Genomic DNA, 19,679 nt, shown 5'->3' with positions numbered 1-19,679 from the left:
GCTTGATCAAACATTAAAAAACGCCGCCTGCCCGGGCGGCGTTTTGCATTTCACATGATGATGCAATGCCCGATCACTTGCGGCCCGGGATATAGCCATTAAGGATCAGACCAACGTTTGATCCTTCAAGTTCGACTTCGGTCAAATCCGTTGCGCCAAATGCAACACCGGCAACATTCGCCTTGGTCAGATTGGCGCCTTTCATCTGGGTTTCTTCAAAAACCGAATTGCGCAAATCAGCCTGTTCGAAATTGGCATTGGTCAGATCGGCCCGCCAGACAGACCCGGTTTTGGCCCCCTTCTTATCGCGCTGATCGACACCGCCAAATTTCACGCCCTGAAACACGGCCTCGGTGCAGTCGGCATTTGCCATGCGCACCCCGTCAAGTACCGCCCCGTTCATGCGGACCTTGTGCATATCGGTATCGCGCATTGAACACATGGCAAGAATGGTGTCGACAAACAGCGCGCCGCGCAGGATGCATTTGTCAAAACACGCCCCCGAAAGATCAAGCCCCGAAAAATCAAGCCCGCTCAGATCGCGACCAACTGCAATCATCGGAACACCGCTTTTCCCGCTTGTCGAAAGCCATTCACTATGCCCGTTGACCAGATCGCGAATATCGTCAGCCAGCGGTGCGGACGGTGTTCCGCCACCGATCGAATAGGATGTATTTGCCTGGCTGATATCGACATCTGTCATGTCCACATTGCGCAGGTTCGCCCCGCTCAGATCCGCACCAACCAGTTCACAACCGGCAAGTTTCGCCCCCTTGAGATTGGCATTGCGCAATTTCGCACCACTGAGGTTACAGCCCGTAAGGTCCGCACCTTCAAGGTTGACGGCAAACATGTTGGCATCGCTCATATCAGTGTGGGCCAGCCGCGAACCGGACATATTGGCCCCCGACAGATTGGCCCCCCACATCATTGCGCCTTCAAGGTCGGTGTTGCTCATGTCGGTGGCTTTTTTGACCGGGCGTTCCTGACTGCCCTCGACCACGACCATGATGCCGGCACGCAGATCAATGCCGCTTAAATTGGCGTATCGCAATTTGCTGCGTGCCATGTTCGCACCACGAAGATCGGCCCGCAGAAAGCTTGATCCTTCAAGATCAGCTTCGACAAAATTGGCCCCGAACAGATCGCAATAATCAAAACAGACCTGGTGCGCGGTTGCCTGAATGAAGTTCGCGCCGGGCAGGACGGCCTCCTGCAAGCTGATTTTGCTCATCTTGATTCGCGACAGGTTGCCGTTGCGCACCTGCATGCGCCGGCCACCCGGTTTCTGGTTCAGATAAAGCTGATGCAATTTGATTGCATCAATCAGCTCGGCACGCGCTGTCATGTGACCAATTTTCCCCCACACCAAGATCACACTGTTTTGTATTAATCTAATAAACTGCAACAGTTAGCTGCAACGCAATGCAAATCGCACCGCACCTGTCGCTAAATTAGTTTTATCGGAAGAATTTCGGTTTTCGGACTATCCTGATGAACAGGAAGCCGCCAAAAACACTATACTTGTTCGGGAATTGTGCCGCTAAGGATGGCGCCGATATTGGTTCCGGTCAGCTCAACTTCGGACAGGTCGGTTTCCCCGAATGCGACGCCTGCGATATTTGCCTTGCTCAGAATCGCACCCTTCATCTGCGGGGCTTCAAATACAGAATTCCGAAGATCGGCATGTGAAAAATCCGCCGCCGTCAGATCGGCCCGCCAGACATCACCGGTCTTGTTGCCCTTGGCATCGCGCTGTTCCACGCCACCAAACCGCACGCCCTGGCAAATCGCCTTGGCGCAATTGGCATAAGACATCCGCACACCATTCATGATCGCACCGCTCAGACGGGCATTGCGCAGATCGGCATTGCGCATTGATGTCATTGCCAGAATGGCATCGACAAACAATGCACCCTTGAGAATGCAATCATCAAAACACGCCGCCGAAAGATCCAGTCCCGAAAAATCAAGTTCGGTCAGATCACGGCCGGTGACATTTAACGGCACACCGGATGAACCCCCACTGGTCAGCCATTCGGTGTGGCTGTTGATCAGTTCGCGAATGTCTTCGGGCAAGGGGGTTACGGCCTTGCTGCCAATTGAATTGGCAATATTGGCCTGCGACAGATCGACAGACGTCAAATCGACATTGCGCAAATTTGCACCGGTAAGGTCGGTTCCAACCAGCAGACTGTCTTTGAGCCGCGCCCCTTTGAGATTGGCGTTTTTAAGCTTCGCCCCCGAAAGATTACATCCCGTCAGATCAGCCCCGGCAAGGTTGACGGCAAACATGTTGGCATCGCTTAAATCGGCATCGGCAAGACGCGCGCCTGAAAGATTGCTTTCGGCCATATTGGCCCCGGACAACATCGATCCTTGCAAATCGGCATTGGCAAGATCCGTTGCGCGTTTGACCTTTTTCTCGCGCCCGGCATCAACAATCACCATCACACCGGATCGAAGGTCAGCCCCCTTAAGGTTGGCGTGCCGCAATTTCGCCCGCGCCATATTTGCCCCGCGCAAATCCGCACGAACAAAACTGGATCCTTCAAGGTCGGCTTCGACAAAATTGGTACCAAACAGGTCACAGAAATCGAACTTAACGTCACGGATCACGGCCTGAATGAAGTTCGCGCCCGGAAGCACTGCGTCTTCGAGGGTGATCTTGCTCATTTTGATGCGGGAAAGGTTGCCGTTACGCAGTTGCATGCGTTTGCCACCCGGCTGCTTCATCACATACAGCTGGTGTTTTTTTATCGCGTCAATCAGTTCTGAACGCGTTGTCATCTATTAAACCGCACCCCGATCATTCATACGGCAATATACTTCTATGTCGTTCGCGAGCCACATAATTGTAACTGTCCCCGGCCGGTTACAGTCTGACAAAATATGACATTTGCATAAAAAAGCACTGCAAATATAGATGCTTACACGCAGACATCTATACCAAAGGATAAGTTATCCATACCTTATCCATCCGGATTGGACAATGTGTCAATGTTGCCCTGTCCATCCCGAAACCGCATCACACGTCACACCCTGGCTGCCTTTTTTTCAGCATTCCCTGAATTAAACAGCCGATCTTGTGATCGCGCCGCAAAGCCCCCACCTGCAAAGCAAGAAAAACAAGGCGACCCTGCGAATGCATCACATCCTTTTTGTTGATGACGACACCAATGTTCTAAGCGGATTGCGCCGCTGGCTGCGCAGTGCGCGGCCGGAATGGAATCTCTATTTCGCGACCAGCGGCGCAGAAGCCCTGACACTTGCAAGCAAGATGAATTTCGATGTGATTGTTTCCGACATCCAGATGCCGGAAATGGACGGGATTACCTTGCTTGAAAAACTTCAGGAAACCCACCCCGACGCTGTCCGGATCATCCTGACCGGGCATGCTGACAATGCATCCTATCTGCGCACCATCGGCCCCGCCCACCAGTTTCTGAGCAAACCCTGCGACAATCAGACACTGATCGAAAGCATGGAAAATGCGCTGGGACTGCGCCAGTTGCTGCAAAGTCCGGAACTAAGAACACTGGTGGCTGATTCCAAAAGCCTAGCCTCCCCGCCCGATACCTATATCCGGCTTGAGGACGCCTTTGCCGATCCGGATTATTCACTCGAAAGCATTTCGGAAATTGTCGAGTCTGACATTGCGCTGACGACCGAAGTTCTCAAACTGACCAACTCGTCCTATTTCGCAGTTACACAGACGGTGTCATCGGTCTCGCATGCGGTGCGCATGCTGGGCAAGGAAACGCTCAAGGCGCTGGCGCTTTTTGTCGGGCTTTATCGCGGTTTTGAAGGCCCGCCCAATCAGGCCGCCAACCTCAAACGCCTGTGCCATCGCAGCCAACAAATCGGTGTGACTGCGGCTCTTATTGCCGAATTCGAAGACCTGCCGCGCGAAATCTGCCACGCGGTGCCCAGTATCGGGATGCTCAGCCACATCGGCACATTGATCCTTTATGCCAACCGGCCTGACGAGATGGAGGCCGTCACCAAACGGGTCGAGACCGAAGGCATTTCAATTGCCAAGGCCGAAACCGAGCAATTCGGTGCCTGTCATGCCGAAATCGGTGCCTATCTTTTGGGACTGTGGGGGTTCCCGGCCCCGGTAATCCAGGCGGTTGCCTATCACCATCGCCCGATGGATCTCCCCCATAAGGAGATGAATGCCCTGACAGCGATTTATGTTGCCCAGCATCTCACCCGTGAAATCGCCGACCAGGAAAACGGGCAAGATCCCGAAAGCAGAATTGATATGAACTATCTGGCATTGATCGGCAAAACCGGCCGGATCGAAGAATGGACAAACATTGCCCGAATTGTTTCGCAAAAATACAGTGAACTTACCAACAGCTGACACATCCGCCGCATCCCGGCATTGCAGGCCAATTGCCATGGGTTTCCTGCAATTATCTGAACTCCCTCCTCAAATGCGGACTGTGAATGGACGGTCTGCAATCCCATCTAAACAATATGAAACGTGCGTAAGAGGGTAACCATGAGCATCATCCTGTTTGTCGATGATGAAACAAACATTCTGGAAGGATTGCGTCGACGTCTGCACTCTGTGCGTCCTGACTGGAAATTGTCATTTGCGGCGAATGCCGAAAGTGCAATTGCCCAGGCCGCAGAAACAGAGCCCGACGTCGTCATTTCCGATATGCGTATGCCCGGCACGGACGGGGCTGAACTATTGACCGTGATGCAGCAAAAGCATCCACACACGGCACGTATTATTCTTTCGGGCTTCAGCGAAGAAGAAGCCGTGTTGCGAACTGTCGGTCCGGCCCATCAATATCTGGCCAAACCTTGCGACGACAACATGTTGCTTGAAACCATCGACAACGCGCTTGATCTTCGCAATTTGCTGACCAATCCGGACTTGCGCTCGTTGGTCGGCGGGATTGATACGCTGGCATCCCCGCCCAGCACCTATACCAATCTGGTCAATGCCCTTGAAGACCCGATGGTCAGCAATGACAAGCTGACCTCGATCGTGGCGTCTGACATTGCCCTGACCGCCGAAATTCTGAAACTGACCAATTCGGCCTATTTTGCCATTCGTCAGAACATCACGTCTGTATCACTTGCCATTCGCATGCTTGGCATTGATACGCTTAAGGCGCTTGCACTTTTTACCGGCCTGTTTCGCAGTTATGACGGCCCCAAAACCGATGCCACGCGCATGATGCAACTGTGCCAGCGCAGCCAGCAACTTGGTGTTCTGGCCACCCTGATTGCCGAACAGGAAAAGCTCGCCCCGGAAATCATCAATGTCATGCCCGCCATTGGAATGCTGAGCCACACCGGCAGCCTGATCCTTTACGCATTCCGCGCCAAGGAAATGACCGAAGTCATCAAACGCGTCGAAAGTGAAGATATCCCGATCAACCTTGCCGAACGTGACCAGTTCGGTGCCGCCCACCCGGAAATCGGCGCCTATCTTCTGGGTCTGTGGGGTTTCCCCAGCGCGATGGTTCAGACGGTCGCCTATCACCACCGCCCTCAGGATACGCCCCACAATGAAATGGATGCGCTGACGACAATTTACGTTGCGCAACATCTTGCGCGCGAAGTCGCCATCGAACTCAGAACCGGTACAGCCCCGGAAAGCCGGATCGACATCGAATATCTTGAACGGATGAACAAGGCCGACAGACTGCCGGCATGGCGTGAAACCGCAAAGCTGGTCGAAGAAAAATATTCGGAACTCGCCAAGTAAGGGAGGGACATATCATGGAAGAGCCGCGTGTACTTTTCGTCGATGACGATGAAAACCTGCTGATGGGACTGAAACGCCGGCTGCGGGGGAAATTCAGTTTCGACACCGCCCTTGGCCCGCTTGAGGCCATCGAAAAGATCAAGGGCGGGGCAAAATACGCGGTTTGTGTTGCCGATATGCGCATGCCCGAAATGGATGGGGTCGAACTTCTCAGCAATGTCGCAAAACTCAGCCCCGATACCGTCAATATGATGCTGACGGGCAATGCCGACCAGAAAACAGCGGTCGAAGCCATCAACCAGGGGCGGATTTTCCGTTTTTTCAACAAGCCGTGCGAAGACGAAGAACTGCTTGTCGGGGTCAACGCCGCCTTGCGCCAGCATCAGTTGATCACAGCTGAAAAGGCGCTGATTGAACAGACTCTTGCCGGCAGCATCAAGGTCCTGACCGAAGTCTTGTCACAGCTGAACCCCGCGATTTTTGGCAAGGCCATGCGCGCAAAGGTCTGGTGTGACCAGGTCGCCAAGTCGATCGGATACCCGCACCCCTGGGAATTGGGGCTTGCCGCCCTTCTTGCGCCAATCGGGTATGTTTCGTTGCCCGCCGATATCTTAAGCCGCCTTGGCGAGGAAAAACCGCTTCAGCCCCTTGAACGCGATGTCGTAAGACGCACGCCAGAAGTTGCGCGCAGTCTGATTTCAAATATCCCCCGTCTCGAAAATGTCGCGCAGATTGTCTATATGCAATATCGCGATTTTGATGGTTCCGGTTTCCCGTCAGACGGCCCGAAAGGAACCGATATCCCGCTGGGATCACGGGTTCTTCGGATATTCAATGACCTGGGAAAAATCACGGAAAGCGAACTGGTGGTCAAACAGCATTTTGACGAGTTGCGTCAAAAGCCGAAACGTTATGACATGAGCCTTCTCGACAAGATCGAAATGGTTCTCGCGGTTGTTGATCCGTCCTATGACAAGACCGCTTTCCCCGAAGGAACCGAACATGACATCTATCTCAAACATCTGCGGATGGGCGATTTCCTGCTGACCGACATCGAAACCCGTGACGGGCATGTCTTGCTGACCCACGGAAACTATATTTCCGAAGTTCAGATCCAACGCCTGCGTGTTTTCCAGAAACTGCATCAGTTTCATGAGCCGATCCGTGTTCGCCGCGGCGGCAAGGGCGCAAGCGGTTGATACCGCAACAATTTCGTGACGGAAAGAACCATGGCCGAAGATCAGGATAACATCGAAACGCCGAAAATCATGAGCGGCGGTGACGAGTTGATCACCAATGACGACTTGCTTGACGAAATCAGCAAGATCGAAGCCCCCGAAGAATTCCAGAAGCAATTCATGGAACTGTTCAACGAACAGAGCCGCCGCAAACTGGAAATAACCCAGCGCCTTAAAACGATCCTCGATACCGTGGTCGAAGGCATCCTGATTGTGGATGCCGCCGGCATCATTCAGGACTTCAACAAATCCGCCGAAGAAATCCTGCGTGCGCAAAGTGGCGAGTTGCTTGGAACATCGGTCGACGTGATGTTTATCGACCGCAAGATGACGGTGCGCCACCGGCTTTTGAACCGGTGTATCAATATCAGTTCGGGTGTTTTGAAATACGACTATACCGAAACCATGGCCCAGCGACTGGATGGCGACAGTTTCCCGATGGAAATCATCGTAAGCCCGGCCAATTTCAGTTCGGAAATGAGCTATCTTTACATTTTCCGCGACATCACCCGCCGCCGTCAGGCCGAAGATGCGCAAAAGAAGCTAGAAGAAGATCTGCGTGAAGCTCTGAAGCTTGAGGCAATTGGCCATCTTGCCGGCGGTATCGCCCATGAAATCAACACGCCAAGCCAGTATATCCGCGACAATCTGAAATTCCTCAATGACAGCTATGGTGCGCTTTCGCGTGTCCTTGGACTGTCACTGCAAACACTGTGGAAAAACCGCGCATTTCTGCCCGACAACACCTTTGAGGAATTCGCCAAGCAATTGCGCAATTCAGATATGGAATTCCTGCTCGAAGAAATCCCGCACGCGACCCAGCAATCCCTTGACGGTATCAATCAGGTCGCGCGCATCGTCCTGTCGATGAAGGAATTCTCCCATCCCGGCGGGACGGAAAAAACAACAACCGACATCAACCGGGTACTGTCAAACGTCATTGTGATTTCGCGCAATGAATGGAAACACTATGCCGACGTGGTCGAAAAGTTTGACCCGGAAATCCCGCATATCCCCTGCTATATCAACGAGGTCAACCAGGTCTTTCTCAATCTGATTGTCAATGCGGTTCAGGCCATTCAGGAAGCCGGGCGCAAACCGTCCGAAGGCGAGATTGTCGTCAAAACCACATCCCTTGATGACAGCATCCTGATCAGCATTTCCGATAACGGCACGGGCATCGACAAGGAAAACAGATCGAAAATCTTCAACCCGTTTTTCACCACCAAGGAAGTCGGCAAGGGCACCGGTCAGGGGCTTTCGATTACCCATGACATCGTAACGGTGCGCCATGGTGGCAGGATCTGGTTTGAAACCCAGGTCGGCAAGGGAACAACGTTCCATGTGCTGCTTCCGGGCGAGGACCGCACAGGCAAATCGGCAAGTGAATAAACAGATCGACGATCAAGGTCGCCGCAGCTGACAACCAACCACTCAGCGCGGTGCAAACAATATGATGCCCGCACCAAGCAGGCATACCATAAGCCCGGTCACATCCCAGCGATCGGGACTGCTGCGTTCAACAATCCACATCCATAAAACCGATGCGGTGATGTAAACCCCGCCATAGGCTGCATATGCACGCCCGGCAAATTCGGCATCGACCTTGGTCAGCAACCAGGCAAACACAACAAGCGATGCAATCCCCGGCACGATCCACCAGATCGACTTCCCCGATCGCAGCCAGGCCCAGAAGGCAAAGCATCCGGCAATTTCAGCAATAGCTGCAAAGATATAGGCCGCGATGCTTTGCATATTCTTTTCCGTTTATCCGCAATCAGAAAGCCGGACGTAAATCACCGGCATATTTGCCCGCCCAGTTGGTCAAAACCGGGGTCAGATAGTTTTTAAGAATTTCTGCCTTGGCATCGTCAATCACACCGTGCTTGCGCAACAGTCCGCCCATGGCGACTTCCGCACCGCGCTGGGTCCCGTCATCGATCTTAAGGGCAACGCCCAACCCTTGCTTCGGGAAGGCCGCACAATAGACACCCTCGGCCCCAACCTTGACCAATGCATCTTCGCCGCATTCTTCCATGATCCCGGTACAGAAACGACCGGTACCAGCGACCATGAACGGCGCATTTGCACATCCCTTGCGGATGCGTTTGATCGCATCAACGCGCTTGGGATCAAGCCCGGCCGGGTCCGCCATTCGCGCCATGGCCAGTCCAAGGTCACGCAACCGCATGCCGATCACCGGAATGCCGCAGCCATCAATACCGCGCGGGGTCGATGACAAATCACAATCGCCCATTTCCTCAAGCACCTTGATCAGGCGCTGTTGGGCGGGATGGGCTTCTTCGATATATCCTTTGGGATCTTCGCCCAGATGCGCAATCGTGCTGAGAAAACCTGAATGTTTGCCCGAACAATTGTTGTGCGCCTTGGTCAGAGTCACGTGATCGGCTGCCTGCTTGATCCCGGCTGCTGCACTAAGTGAATAGTGCGGCGCGCATTCAAGCGTATCGACCGAAAACCCGATCTTTTCAAGCCAGGCTTTTACCGTCTGTGCATGTTCTTCTTCGCCATTATGGGACGAGCACGCCAGTGCAATATGTTTGTCCTCAAGCCCGAATGCCTCAACCGCGCCGCTTTCAAGAAACGGGATCGCCAGCAACGGCTTAATCGCCGATCGCGGATACATCAACGCATCGATATCTCCGCCCTGATCAATCACCGTGCCATCCGCTTTCATCACCACATAGCGTCCACGATGGAAACTTTCGACCATCTCGCCACGGGTGGCTTCAACCAGGATCGGATTGGCGGCTTGGGACATCTTGTTGCTCCGGCAGATGTGGGACTGTTCTTCCTATGCCCGAAACATGGGGCCAAAAGCAAGTCTCGCCAAGCACCCCCGATCATTTCCACCGTGCTACCCTGCCATTTCAGGGCAGTCTGGGCATCGGGATGGCGGTCAGATTCTTGTATTCCTTAAGAACCAGACTGGACTGCACATCACGGACATTGGGCATCGAAAGCAACTGGTGGGTGACGAAATCGCCGAAACTTTCGATATCGCGTGCCACGGCAACCAAAAGGAAATCCTGTCTGCCGGTCATCGCCCAGCAGGACAGAACTTCCGGAAGATCGTTCATCGCACGGGCGAATTCCTCTGCCCCGGCTTCGGTGTGGCTTTGCAGACGGACCTGAATGGTTGCCAACACCCCGAATCCCAGTTTCTTGCGATCAAGCAGTGCGACCTGTCGTTTGATCACCCCGCTTTCTTCAAGTTGCTTGACCCGGCGCAAACAGGGTGACGGGGACATACCAACCATTTCAGCCAGTTGCACATTACTGATCGAGGCATCCCGTTGCAGAACTTGCAGAATGCGGATGTCTGTTGTGCTTAAGGTTACGTCGGTCATTTTTCACCCCAAAATATCAACCTATGGTCACATTATATCAATAGCATCCGATTTCGATATCTTATTGGCCAGAAAATGACATTTAAACTGATGTAGAATCGTTCTCATAAATCGGCACAAGAACCAAAATGAGGACGGCCATGGATCAGGGAAAAAATCTGCGCGGCGACTACAGCCACATCAATGATGATTACACCATCTTGCAGGACTGGGATGCCTACACAGAGGTAGAACACGAATTATGGCGCAAGCTTTATGCCCGCCAGTCGGCCATTCTGCCGGGTTATGCCGCCCCGGATTACATTCGAAATCTTGCCCGCCTTGATGCCGCGGATCAGATTCCGCATTTCGGCCGGGTCAGTGAACAGCTTCATGCCGCCACCGGTTGGCATCTTGTCGCGGTGCCCGGACTTGTTCCTGATGATGTGTTTTTTGACCATCTCGCCAACCGGCGGTTCCCGGTAACGGTCTGGCTGCGCAAACCCGAAGAAATGGACTATCTGGTCGAACCCGACATTTTCCATGACTTCTTTGGCCATGTGCCGATGCTTTATGATCCGGTCTTTGCCGATTACCTTGCTGCCTATGGCGCCAAGGGGGCCGAGGCCATTGCCATGGGCGGCCTAAAAAACCTGGCGCGGATGTATTGGTATATGGTCGAATTCGGCCTGATCATGACCGAACATGGCCTGCGCGCCTATGGGGCAGGCATGTTGTCATCGCAAACCGAAACCATTTATTCGGTAACCGATCCGACGCCAAACCGGGTGGCTTTTGATCTCGAACGAGTGATGGCGACCGACTATGCTATTGACGATTTCCAGAAAACCTATTTCGTGCTGGAAAGCTATGATCAGTTGTTTGACGCCATGAAAACATCAATGGCGCCGATCTATGAACGCCTTGTCAATCAGCCATCGATTGATCCCGAAACCACCCTTCCGACCGACCGGCTCTATCACCTGCATGGCGACGCAGACGGCATCATTGCACTGGGCCCGCAAGGCAGCACGCATAACATCACCGCCAAACAACAACGCCCTGCATAAAGCAGGGCGTCCAACATCCGCATACGGTGGTTCGGCGATAATGGTCAGCAGGCGCTGATGGATTGTCCAAGAACACGGTTAAGCTGTTCAAGCACCACGGTCGGGCTGGCATCCTTGCTGATGAAATCAGCAGCGCCAAGGGCATCTGCCTGCGCGCGGGTATCGGCGTCATAATGGGCCGAGAAGAAAAATACCGGCACATTCACCGCATCGGGATAACGGCGACGAATTTCACAAAACGCTTCAAAGCCACTCATGCCCGGCATTTCGATATCAAGGATGATGGCCCGGGGATACAGCCCGTCAAGCTGATCGATCAGGTCATCTGCACAATCAAAACCGGCCACGTCATATCCTGCCCGGCGCAACACTGTTTCAAGTGCGGCCTTGGCACTGGGACTGTCGTCGGCAAAGGCAACCAGCCCATCAGGACTGATTTGCGACGGCATGGCGCTAAGCGCGTTCATGGATGGCGATACTCCGAGAATTGGGACAGCCCCAAATTGGCAGATGAAAATGTCAAATTGGTTAAACCTGCCGATTTTTTGCCACATAGCTTTGGCAACAGGGATTCTGCCATCAAAGTACACGGCGATTTTCTGACCGGCCATACCCCCAAGCACCTATGTGCAGTGCAAGAAAATCCGCCGGTTTCCACGACATGACGTTACGGAACCATCATATCTGACGTGGCGACTACGCCTAAATAGGTATTTCCATGCCTATTTACGGAATTACTGTCAGGTGCTATAAACCGCCCTGTCGCAAATGTGACCGGGAAATATCGTCGGGAATCCGGTGCGGTCTGGTGCAAATATGCTGTCGCCAAATCCGGAACTGCCCCCGCAACTGTATGTGCAAAGGCGGATTTTGCCGATGCACGAGTCAGAATACCGATACTGTTTCCGTGGTTTGAATTGGGCCGGGCGGGGTGTACCGGGTACAGGAAATCCGTAGTAAAATAATATTTGGAAACGTTCTGTCGATTGCGCACCATCCCCATATACCGCGGATCAGACAGAAGTCACCAAGCCGGGAGAATCCATGTCCGACCCGCTTAAACTTGCATCTGAATTTCCATCTGCCGACTACGCAAGCTGGCGTAAACTTGCCGAGGACGCCCTTAAAGGCGCGCCTTTCGACAAGAAACTGGTAACCCGTGCACGCGACGGATTCTCCGTTCAGCCGATCTACACCCTTGATGATCAGGATGATGCAACCCGATTGATCCACGAAGTTCTGACCGCAACGGTCGAACCGCGCGAGACCGTGACCGGCTGGGACATTCGCCAACTTCATACCCATCCCGATCCCAAGGTAACCAATGCCGCGATTCTTGACGATCTCGAAAATGGCGCGACATCGATCACGCTGAAGCTTGATGCAGCTGCCCGTCAGGGGCGCGAAATTTCATCGGGCGAAGTCGGTGTTGACGGGATCGCGATCCATTGCCTGGCGGATCTTAAAATCGCCCTTGATGACATTTATACCAATCTTGCCACCATAGGGCTGGATGCCGGGGCCGCCGGTGTTCCCGCAGCCGCCCTTCTGGCGGCTCATATCGCAAGCTCCGACGATGCCGACGAAGCAGCGCCGGCCTTTAATATCGACCCGATCGGCACCCTTGCCGCCACGGGTGCTCTGCCGTGTAGTGCCGAAGATGCCATTGGTCATGCCGCATCTGTTGCCTGTGATCTGATTGATCTGTTCCCGCTGGCAACTGCAATTTCGGTAAATGGCGCGCCTTATTACAATGCGGGCGCAACCGACGGTCAGGAACTGGCATGCTTGCTGGCATCGGGTGTGACCTATTTGCGCGCCCTGACCGATGCGGGCATGGCCGTTGATCAGGCGGCGGGTGCGATTGTCTTTAACGTTGCGATTGGGACGGATTTCTTTGCCGGGATTGCCAAGCTCCGTGCGCTTCGCATGATGTGGAGCCGCGTTCTTTCCGCATCGGGCGCACAGGATGCAACGATTTCGATCAACGCGATTTCCGCTGAAATGGCCCTGACCAAGGTTGATCCGTGGGTCAATATGCTGCGCACGACGGTTACAAGCTTCGCGGCCGGTCTTGGCGGTGCCGATAGCGTGACCTGCCTGCCCTATGATCATCTGATTGGCCTGCCCGATGGCTTTGCCCGCCGCATCGCTCGCAATACGCAGCTGATCTTGCAGGAAGAAAGCAACGTTCACCGCGTAATCGACCCGGCTGGCGGGTCATGGTTCATCGAAAACCTGACCAAGGAACTGGCACAAACCGCATGGGGCAAGTTCCAGTCGCTTGAAGCATCTGGTGGTATTCTTAAGGCCCTTGCCAACGGGTCACTGAAATCGGAAATCGAAACTGTCTGGCAGGAACGCGCAAGGCGTCTGGCGACCCGGCGTGATCCGCTGACCGGCGTTTCGGAATTCCCCAATATCGCCGAGGCAAAGGTTCAATGCGATATGCCTGACCTTGATGCGATTCAGGCCGACGCCAAATCCCGTCAGACCAAATATGACGGCACCGTTGGCAAAGATCTGGCATCGATGATGGAAGCCGCCCGTGCCGGTGCCACCATCGGTCATATCTTTACCGATCTTTATGGCACCAGTGCCGCGGCCCGTATTTCACCACTGACGCCGCATCGTTTGTCCGAAAGCTTTGAGGCCCTTCGTAAACGTGCAGACGCGCATAAATCCGCATCGGGCAGCTTCCCGCAAATCTTCCTGGCCAACCTTGGCAAGGTTGCCCAGCACACCGCCCGCGCGACCTTTGCCCGCAACTTCTTTGAAGCGGGCGGGATCGAGGCGATTACCAATAACGGTTTTGATACTGCCGATGCCGCCGCCCAGGCCTTTGCCGAAAGTGGCGCAAAAATCGCCGTCATTTGTGGATCGGATCCGCAATATGGCGACATGGCCGGTGATGTTGCCAAGGCCCTGAAATCGGCCGGTGCCAGCATGGTTTACCTTGCCGGGCATCCGGGCGAGTCCCGCGGCAGTTACGAGGCTGCCGGGATTGATGAATTTATCTATGTCGGGGCGGATGTTCTGGCGATTTGTGGTGCCGCACTTGACCACCTTCTTGGCAAACGGGGGGAGAAATAACCATGACCCGTATTCCTGATTTCTCCGACCTTCCGCTGTTTGACGGGGCTTCTGCCGGGGCAAAGGACCCGTTCCAGTCAGAACCATGGACCACACCAGAAGGCATTGACGTCAAACCGGTCTATGGCCCCAACGACCTTGACGGTATTGATCATCTGTCAACCATGCCCGGTATGCCGCCCTTCTTGCGCGGTCCCTATCCGACCATGTATGTGCAGCGCCCCTGGACGATCCGCCAATATGCCGGTTTCTCGACCGCCGAAGAATCCAACGCGTTCTATCGCCGCAACCTTGCAGCCGGTCAAAAGGGCCTTTCGATTGCCTTCGACCTTGCCACCCATCGCGGTTATGACAGCGACCATCCCCGCGTAACCGGCGATGTCGGTATGGCCGGTGTGGCAATTGACAGCATCTATGACATGCGCACCCTGTTTGATGGCATTCCGCTTGATCAGATGTCGGTTTCCATGACCATGAATGGCGCGGTTCTACCGGTCATGGCACTTTATATTGCCGCGGCCGAAGAACAGGGCGTGAAACACGAACAGCTTTCGGGCACGATTCAGAACGACATTCTCAAAGAATTCATGGTGCGCAACACCTATATCTATCCGCCCAAACCATCGATGCGCATCATTTCGGACATCTTTGCCTTTACCTCGCAAAACATGCCGAAATTCAATTCGATCTCGATTTCCGGCTATCACATGCAGGAAGCAGGTGCGACCGCCGATCTTGAACTGGCCTATACCCTGGCCGACGGTATCGAATATGCCCGTGCCGGTCAGGCCGCGGGTTTGCCGATTGATAAATTCGCGCCGCGTCTGTCGTTCTTCTGGGCGATTGGCATGAATTTCTTTATGGAAATCGCCAAAATGCGTGCCGCGCGCATGATCTGGGCCAAGCTGATCAAACAGTTTGATCCGCAAAACCCCAAGTCGCTTTCGCTACGCACGCACAGCCAGACATCAGGCTGGTCCTTGACCGCGCAGGATGTGTTTAACAACGTCATCCGCACCTGCGTCGAAGCCATGGCATCAACCCAGGGCCATACCCAGTCGCTCCATACCAATGCATTGGACGAGGCATTGGCCCTTCCGACCGATTTCTCGGCCCGGATTGCGCGAAACACCCAGCTGTTCCTGCAACAGGAAAGCGGCACCACCAATGTCATCGATCCGTGGGGCGGTTCATATTATGTCGAACGCCTGACCCGCGATCTGGCCGAAAAGGCATGGGCCCATATTGCCGAGGTCGAGGAACAGGGCGGCATGGCCAAGGCGATCGAGGCCGGCATTCCCAAAATGCGCATCGAAGAAGCCGCCGCCAGAACACAGGCCCGCATCGATAGCGGCCGTCAGACACTGGTTGGTGTGAACAAATACCGCGTGACCGATGATCGCCCGGTCGACGTGCTTCAGGTCGATAACGCCGAAGTCCGCCGCCAACAAATTGCCAAGCTTGAACGCCTGCGTGCTGAACGTGACAATGGTGCGGTTGAAAGTGCGCTCACGGCCCTGACCAATGCCGCAGACAGCGGTACGGGCAACCTGCTTGAACTTGCTGTTCAGGCTGCACGTGCCAAATGCACGGTCGGCGAGATTTCCGACGCACTGGAAAAGGTTTATGGACGCCATCAGGCCGTTATTCGTTCCATCTCCGGCGTTTACAAAACCGAAGTTGGTGCCGATAACGAGGCCCTGGCTAAGGTCGATCGCCTGATCACGGAATTCGAAGCCGCCGAAGGCCGCCGTCCGCGTATCCTGATCGCCAAAATGGGCCAGGATGGTCATGACCGTGGCCAGAAAGTCATTGCCACCGCCTTTGCCGATCTTGGCTTTGATGTTGATATCGGCCCGCTGTTCCAGACCCCGGAAGAAGCCGCAAAGCAGGCTGTTGAAAACGACGTTCATATTGTCGGTGCAAGCTCCTTGGCCGCGGGCCACCTGACGCTGGTGCCGCAGCTTCGCGCCGAACTGGACAAGCTTGGCCGTGAAGACATCATGATCGTTGCCGGGGGCGTTATCCCGCCACAGGACTTCGACAAGCTGTTCGAAGCCGGGGCAGAGGCGATCTTCCCACCCGGAACGGTGATTGCCGAAGCCGCGGGCGACCTGCTAGAAAAGCTAAATCAGTCTGGCGAAGAAGCAGCCTGATCGGCTTGCTTCTTCCGGCTTTCATGCCCTAACCTGACGGCGGGCATATCTCCGTGATCTGGCATCCGCAAAGGAACCATCGGTGAAAGAAACGCTGCGCACCATACCCGCAGGCACGGGCGGCAATATCAGCCCGCGCAAGGCCGTGCGCAGACGTGTGCTATCAACTGATGAACTGGTTGATGGCGTGCGTGCCGGTGATCGCACCATCCTTTCACGCGCCATCACCTTGGTCGAAAGCCGCAATCCCAAACATTTCGAACAGGCCCAGGCGGTTCTCGCCCGTCTGATGCCCCATACCGGCGGTTCGCAGCGCATCGGCATTACCGGTGTACCCGGCGTGGGTAAATCGACCTTTATCGAAGCGTTCGGCAAGAACCTGACCGGTGCGGGCAAAAAGGTCGCGGTTCTGGCGGTCGATCCGACCAGTGCGCGATCAGGTGGCTCCATCCTGGGGGATAAGACCCGCATGAACGAGCTTTCCATTGATCCCAATGCCTATATCCGCCCGTCCCCCAGCAGCGGATATCTTGGCGGGGTCAATCGCATGACCCGCGAAACCATCCTTCTGTGCGAGGCCGCCGGATTTGATGTGGTTCTGGTCGAAACGGTGGGTGCCGGACAAAGCGAAACCATGGTCGCGCAAATGACCGATTTCTTCCTGGTGCTGATGCTGCCCGGTGCCGGGGATGAATTGCAGGGCATCAAAAAAGGTGTGCTTGAAATCGCCGATCTGATCGCGGTCAACAAGTCCGATGCCGACCCTGCCAAAGCACGCGAAGCCAAACGTGAGTATTCCTCGGCTTTGCGAATTTTGCAGCCGACCAGCAAACATTGGCGCCCGCAATCAGTGATGGTTTCCGCCCTCATCAATGACGGGCTTGATAACATCTGGGACCTGATCAACCAGCATCGTGCCGTGATGGAAAAGGAAGGCGAATTCACCGCCAAGCGCGCCCGTCAACAGCGCGACTGGATGTGGACCATGCTGCGTGACCGGCTGCTTGAAACCTTTACCCATCGTGATGACGTCGCAAGCCGCCTGACCGCGCTTGAAGCCGACGTTCTTTCGGGCACCACCAATCCGACCGCTGCGGTCGAGGAATTGCTGGGCCTGATCAAAACAACCGGACAGGCATGAACCGGCCATAACAAAAGGCCGCACACGTAGTGTGCGACCCTTTGAATTTTTCAAACGCGGATGCGTTACTTGTTTTCCGGCTCGGCCTTGAGCTTGTCCTTGAGGATTTTAAGCTTCTCGACGGCATCATTGATTTCGCGATCAAGATGGGCAAGGCCTTCGCGCTTTTCGCGCGGCATTGCTTCGAGTTCGTCCAAAGCTTTTTCAACGATATAAAGCATTCTCAATCCTCCTTCATGCGTCTTGGCACTGACACGCGTCGTGTCGGGCTGGCACGTAATGACCATAGCACCAAGCATGTACCTGTTCGTGTTGCAATTCAAAGATATAGATCAAACCTGCGGAAACACTTTGTGTTTGCCCGGTTAATCGGCTTTGAGGGAGCATCTCGATATGGTTTTAACGGATCAGGAGGCGGTCTGTTCCAGACGTTCTTTCAGAACCTGAAGGCTTTCAGACGTTGACTTCAACACCGTTTCAAGACCGGAAAGCTTTTCACGGGCTTCGCGCGAAACCGCTTCGACTTCATCAAAGGCACTTTCAAAAATATACAGCATCTTTTTGGCTCCTGCCCTGTCAGATACCAACCATTGTCTGAGCAATGTCTGAGTCTGACCGGGCGTTTCATTGTTGTTTTTGATACTTTAAATGTGGCCCGCAAATCGGCTGGAAAGGTGTCAGCAATACGCTTTTTTCCGCCTTATTTCGGTGGTCGCGCACATTCCTGCTCTGTGATTTTTCAACGGCACGTTTGTGCGGTTTGTGGTAAAAGCCGCCCTCTGATTTCAGGAAACAGGATTAAACGGCAATGACGCATCTGGTGCTGGCACCGATGGAAGGACTGGTTGACTGGCGCGTTCGGCAATTGCTGACCGCGACGGGCGGCTTTGATCTGTGCGTCACCGAATTTATCCGCGTGTCGCAGAACCTGTTTCCCGCCCATGTGTTTCATCGCTATTGCCCGGAACTTCTGAATGGCGGCAAGACCCTTTCAGGTGTGCCGGTACTGGTCCAGTTGATGGGGCATGACCCGGAACTGATGGGCGAAAATGCTGCCTTTGCAGCAACACTTGGCGCACCGGGGATCGATATCAATTTCGGGTGCCCGTCCAAGACCGTCAACAAACGCGAGGCCGGTGCATCGCTTTTGAAATGTCCGGACAATCTGTTTCATATCGTTTCGGCGGTGCGCCGCGCAGTTCCGGCCGACATTCCGGTCAGCGCCAAGGTTCGCCTTGGCTTCAGTGACAAGGAGCTGTTTCTTGATATCGCCCGTGCGGTCGAAGCCGGCGGCGCGCAGCATCTGACGGTTCACGCGCGCACCAAGCTTGAAGGTTACAAACCACCAGCACACTGGGAATATCTGGCCCGTATCCGGGATGCCATTTCGATCGGCATGACCGGTAATGGCGAAATCTGGGGCGTCGCCGATTATGAGAAATGCCGCGATATTTCCGGCTGTGACAGCTTCATGCTGGGCCGGGGTGCGATTGCGGCCCCGGATCTTGCCAACCGGATCAAGGCATTCGAAGGCGGATCCCGCCTGCCCAAGGAAAGCTGGGCGGATGTTCTGGCCATGTTGCTGGCCTATTGTGATCTGATGGACGAAGACGGCGCGTCGGAAAACCATCAGGCCGGGCGCATAAAACAATGGATGGCACTGATCCGCAAAAGCCACGCCCAGGGCGCGACCTGTTTTGATGAAATCAAACGGATACGGTCAATCGACGAACTGCGTGCCAAACTGCGCCACGATATGACGCTTCGGGAAAATCAGCGGCAAGACGTTCCGATTGCGGCGGAATAGTCAGCACCTTTTTTCTGTCTGAAATGCAAAACGGGGTGGCCTTTGACCACCCCGTTTTTGTGTCTTCTGCGTTCCGTGATCAGCCGTCAC

General features: G+C 54.5%; 17 protein-coding genes and 1 riboswitch. Of the genes, 9 read left to right on the top strand and 8 right to left on the bottom strand.

What is annotated here, in order from left to right; genetic code table 11:
* Positions 1-73 precede the first annotated feature (73 nt).
* Complete coding sequence (locus SIB88_RS03980; protein ID WP_101245320.1) at positions 74-1,348, bottom strand: pentapeptide repeat-containing protein; 1,275 nt, start codon at positions 1,346-1,348, stop codon at positions 74-76.
* Positions 1,349-1,518: 170 nt separating this feature from the next.
* Positions 1,519-2,790, bottom strand: coding sequence for a pentapeptide repeat-containing protein (locus SIB88_RS03975; RefSeq protein ID WP_412557410.1), 1,272 nt, complete (start codon positions 2,788-2,790; stop codon positions 1,519-1,521).
* 355 nt (positions 2,791-3,145) lie between these two features.
* On the opposite strand from SIB88_RS03975, the gene SIB88_RS03970 reads away from it, so the two are divergent.
* From SIB88_RS03970 to SIB88_RS03955, 4 genes are all read left to right on the top strand, one after another.
* On the top strand, positions 3,146-4,369 hold the full coding sequence (locus tag SIB88_RS03970) for a response regulator (RefSeq protein ID WP_101245858.1): 1,224 nt from the start codon (positions 3,146-3,148) through the stop codon (positions 4,367-4,369).
* 141 nt (positions 4,370-4,510) lie between these two features.
* Entirely contained in the window at positions 4,511-5,734 is a 1,224-nt protein-coding gene (locus SIB88_RS03965; RefSeq protein WP_101245318.1) for an HDOD domain-containing protein, read from the top strand.
* Positions 5,735-5,748: 14 nt separating this feature from the next.
* Positions 5,749-6,933 (top strand): HD domain-containing phosphohydrolase, encoded by a 1,185-nt coding sequence (locus SIB88_RS03960; RefSeq protein ID WP_228194643.1) that lies wholly within the window; start codon positions 5,749-5,751, stop codon positions 6,931-6,933.
* A gap of 30 nt (positions 6,934-6,963) precedes the next feature.
* Positions 6,964-8,364, top strand: coding sequence for a two-component system sensor histidine kinase NtrB (locus SIB88_RS03955; RefSeq protein ID WP_101245316.1), 1,401 nt, complete (start codon positions 6,964-6,966; stop codon positions 8,362-8,364).
* 42 nt (positions 8,365-8,406) lie between these two features.
* Here SIB88_RS03955 and SIB88_RS03950 read toward each other — a convergent pair whose 3' ends face one another.
* From SIB88_RS03950 to SIB88_RS03940, 3 genes are all read right to left on the bottom strand, one after another.
* Positions 8,407-8,727 (bottom strand): YnfA family protein, encoded by a 321-nt coding sequence (locus SIB88_RS03950; protein ID WP_412557409.1) that lies wholly within the window; start codon positions 8,725-8,727, stop codon positions 8,407-8,409.
* Between the two features lie 22 nt (positions 8,728-8,749).
* Positions 8,750-9,754: an asparaginase gene (locus SIB88_RS03945; protein ID WP_412557408.1), complete on the bottom strand. Its 1,005-nt coding sequence runs from the start codon at positions 9,752-9,754 to the stop codon at positions 8,750-8,752.
* 109 nt (positions 9,755-9,863) lie between these two features.
* Complete coding sequence (locus SIB88_RS03940) at positions 9,864-10,343, bottom strand: Lrp/AsnC family transcriptional regulator (RefSeq protein WP_250281684.1); 480 nt, start codon at positions 10,341-10,343, stop codon at positions 9,864-9,866.
* Between the two features lie 140 nt (positions 10,344-10,483).
* Between SIB88_RS03940 and phhA the strand changes: the two genes are divergently transcribed.
* The gene (gene phhA, locus SIB88_RS03935) at positions 10,484-11,392 is read left to right on the top strand and encodes a phenylalanine 4-monooxygenase (RefSeq protein ID WP_412557407.1); all 909 of its coding nucleotides are present in this window, start codon (positions 10,484-10,486) and stop codon (positions 11,390-11,392) included.
* A 44-nt stretch (positions 11,393-11,436) separates the two neighbouring features.
* On the opposite strand, the gene SIB88_RS03930 is transcribed toward phhA, so the two are convergent.
* The gene (locus SIB88_RS03930) at positions 11,437-11,859 is read right to left on the bottom strand and encodes a response regulator (protein ID WP_114112788.1); all 423 of its coding nucleotides are present in this window, start codon (positions 11,857-11,859) and stop codon (positions 11,437-11,439) included.
* A gap of 321 nt (positions 11,860-12,180) precedes the next feature.
* Positions 12,181-12,288, top strand: a riboswitch (cobalamin riboswitch).
* Positions 12,289-12,436: 148 nt separating this feature from the next.
* On the opposite strand from SIB88_RS03930, the gene SIB88_RS03925 reads away from it, so the two are divergent.
* From SIB88_RS03925 to meaB, 3 genes are all read left to right on the top strand, one after another.
* A complete protein-coding gene (locus SIB88_RS03925) occupies positions 12,437-14,485 on the top strand; it encodes a methylmalonyl-CoA mutase family protein (RefSeq protein ID WP_412557406.1) in 2,049 nt (682 codons plus the stop codon).
* A gap of 2 nt (positions 14,486-14,487) precedes the next feature.
* Positions 14,488-16,641 (top strand): methylmalonyl-CoA mutase, encoded by a 2,154-nt coding sequence (gene scpA / locus SIB88_RS03920; RefSeq protein WP_412557405.1) that lies wholly within the window; start codon positions 14,488-14,490, stop codon positions 16,639-16,641.
* 82 nt (positions 16,642-16,723) lie between these two features.
* Complete coding sequence (meaB, locus tag SIB88_RS03915; RefSeq protein WP_412557404.1) at positions 16,724-17,782, top strand: methylmalonyl Co-A mutase-associated GTPase MeaB; 1,059 nt, start codon at positions 16,724-16,726, stop codon at positions 17,780-17,782.
* Positions 17,783-17,847: 65 nt separating this feature from the next.
* Here the strand turns inward: meaB and SIB88_RS03910 are convergent, their stop codons facing one another.
* Together SIB88_RS03910 and SIB88_RS03905 are read right to left on the bottom strand one after the other, a co-directional pair.
* Positions 17,848-18,003 (bottom strand): hypothetical protein, encoded by a 156-nt coding sequence (locus SIB88_RS03910; RefSeq protein WP_170310062.1) that lies wholly within the window; start codon positions 18,001-18,003, stop codon positions 17,848-17,850.
* Positions 18,004-18,189: 186 nt separating this feature from the next.
* A complete protein-coding gene (locus SIB88_RS03905) occupies positions 18,190-18,339 on the bottom strand; it encodes a hypothetical protein (protein WP_170310061.1) in 150 nt (49 codons plus the stop codon).
* Positions 18,340-18,590: 251 nt separating this feature from the next.
* On the opposite strand from SIB88_RS03905, the gene SIB88_RS03900 reads away from it, so the two are divergent.
* Complete coding sequence (locus tag SIB88_RS03900) at positions 18,591-19,589, top strand: tRNA dihydrouridine synthase (protein WP_412557403.1); 999 nt, start codon at positions 18,591-18,593, stop codon at positions 19,587-19,589.
* The last annotated feature ends 90 nt before the right edge of the window (positions 19,590-19,679 follow it).

The sequence above is a fragment of the Thalassospira sp. MIT121401 genome, from assembly GCF_047125595.1.
Taxonomy (GTDB): domain Bacteria; phylum Pseudomonadota; class Alphaproteobacteria; order Rhodospirillales; family Thalassospiraceae; genus Thalassospira; species Thalassospira povalilytica.
The sequence above is the reverse complement of the archived record's forward strand: the minus strand, read 5'-3'. Positions and strand labels throughout refer to the sequence as shown.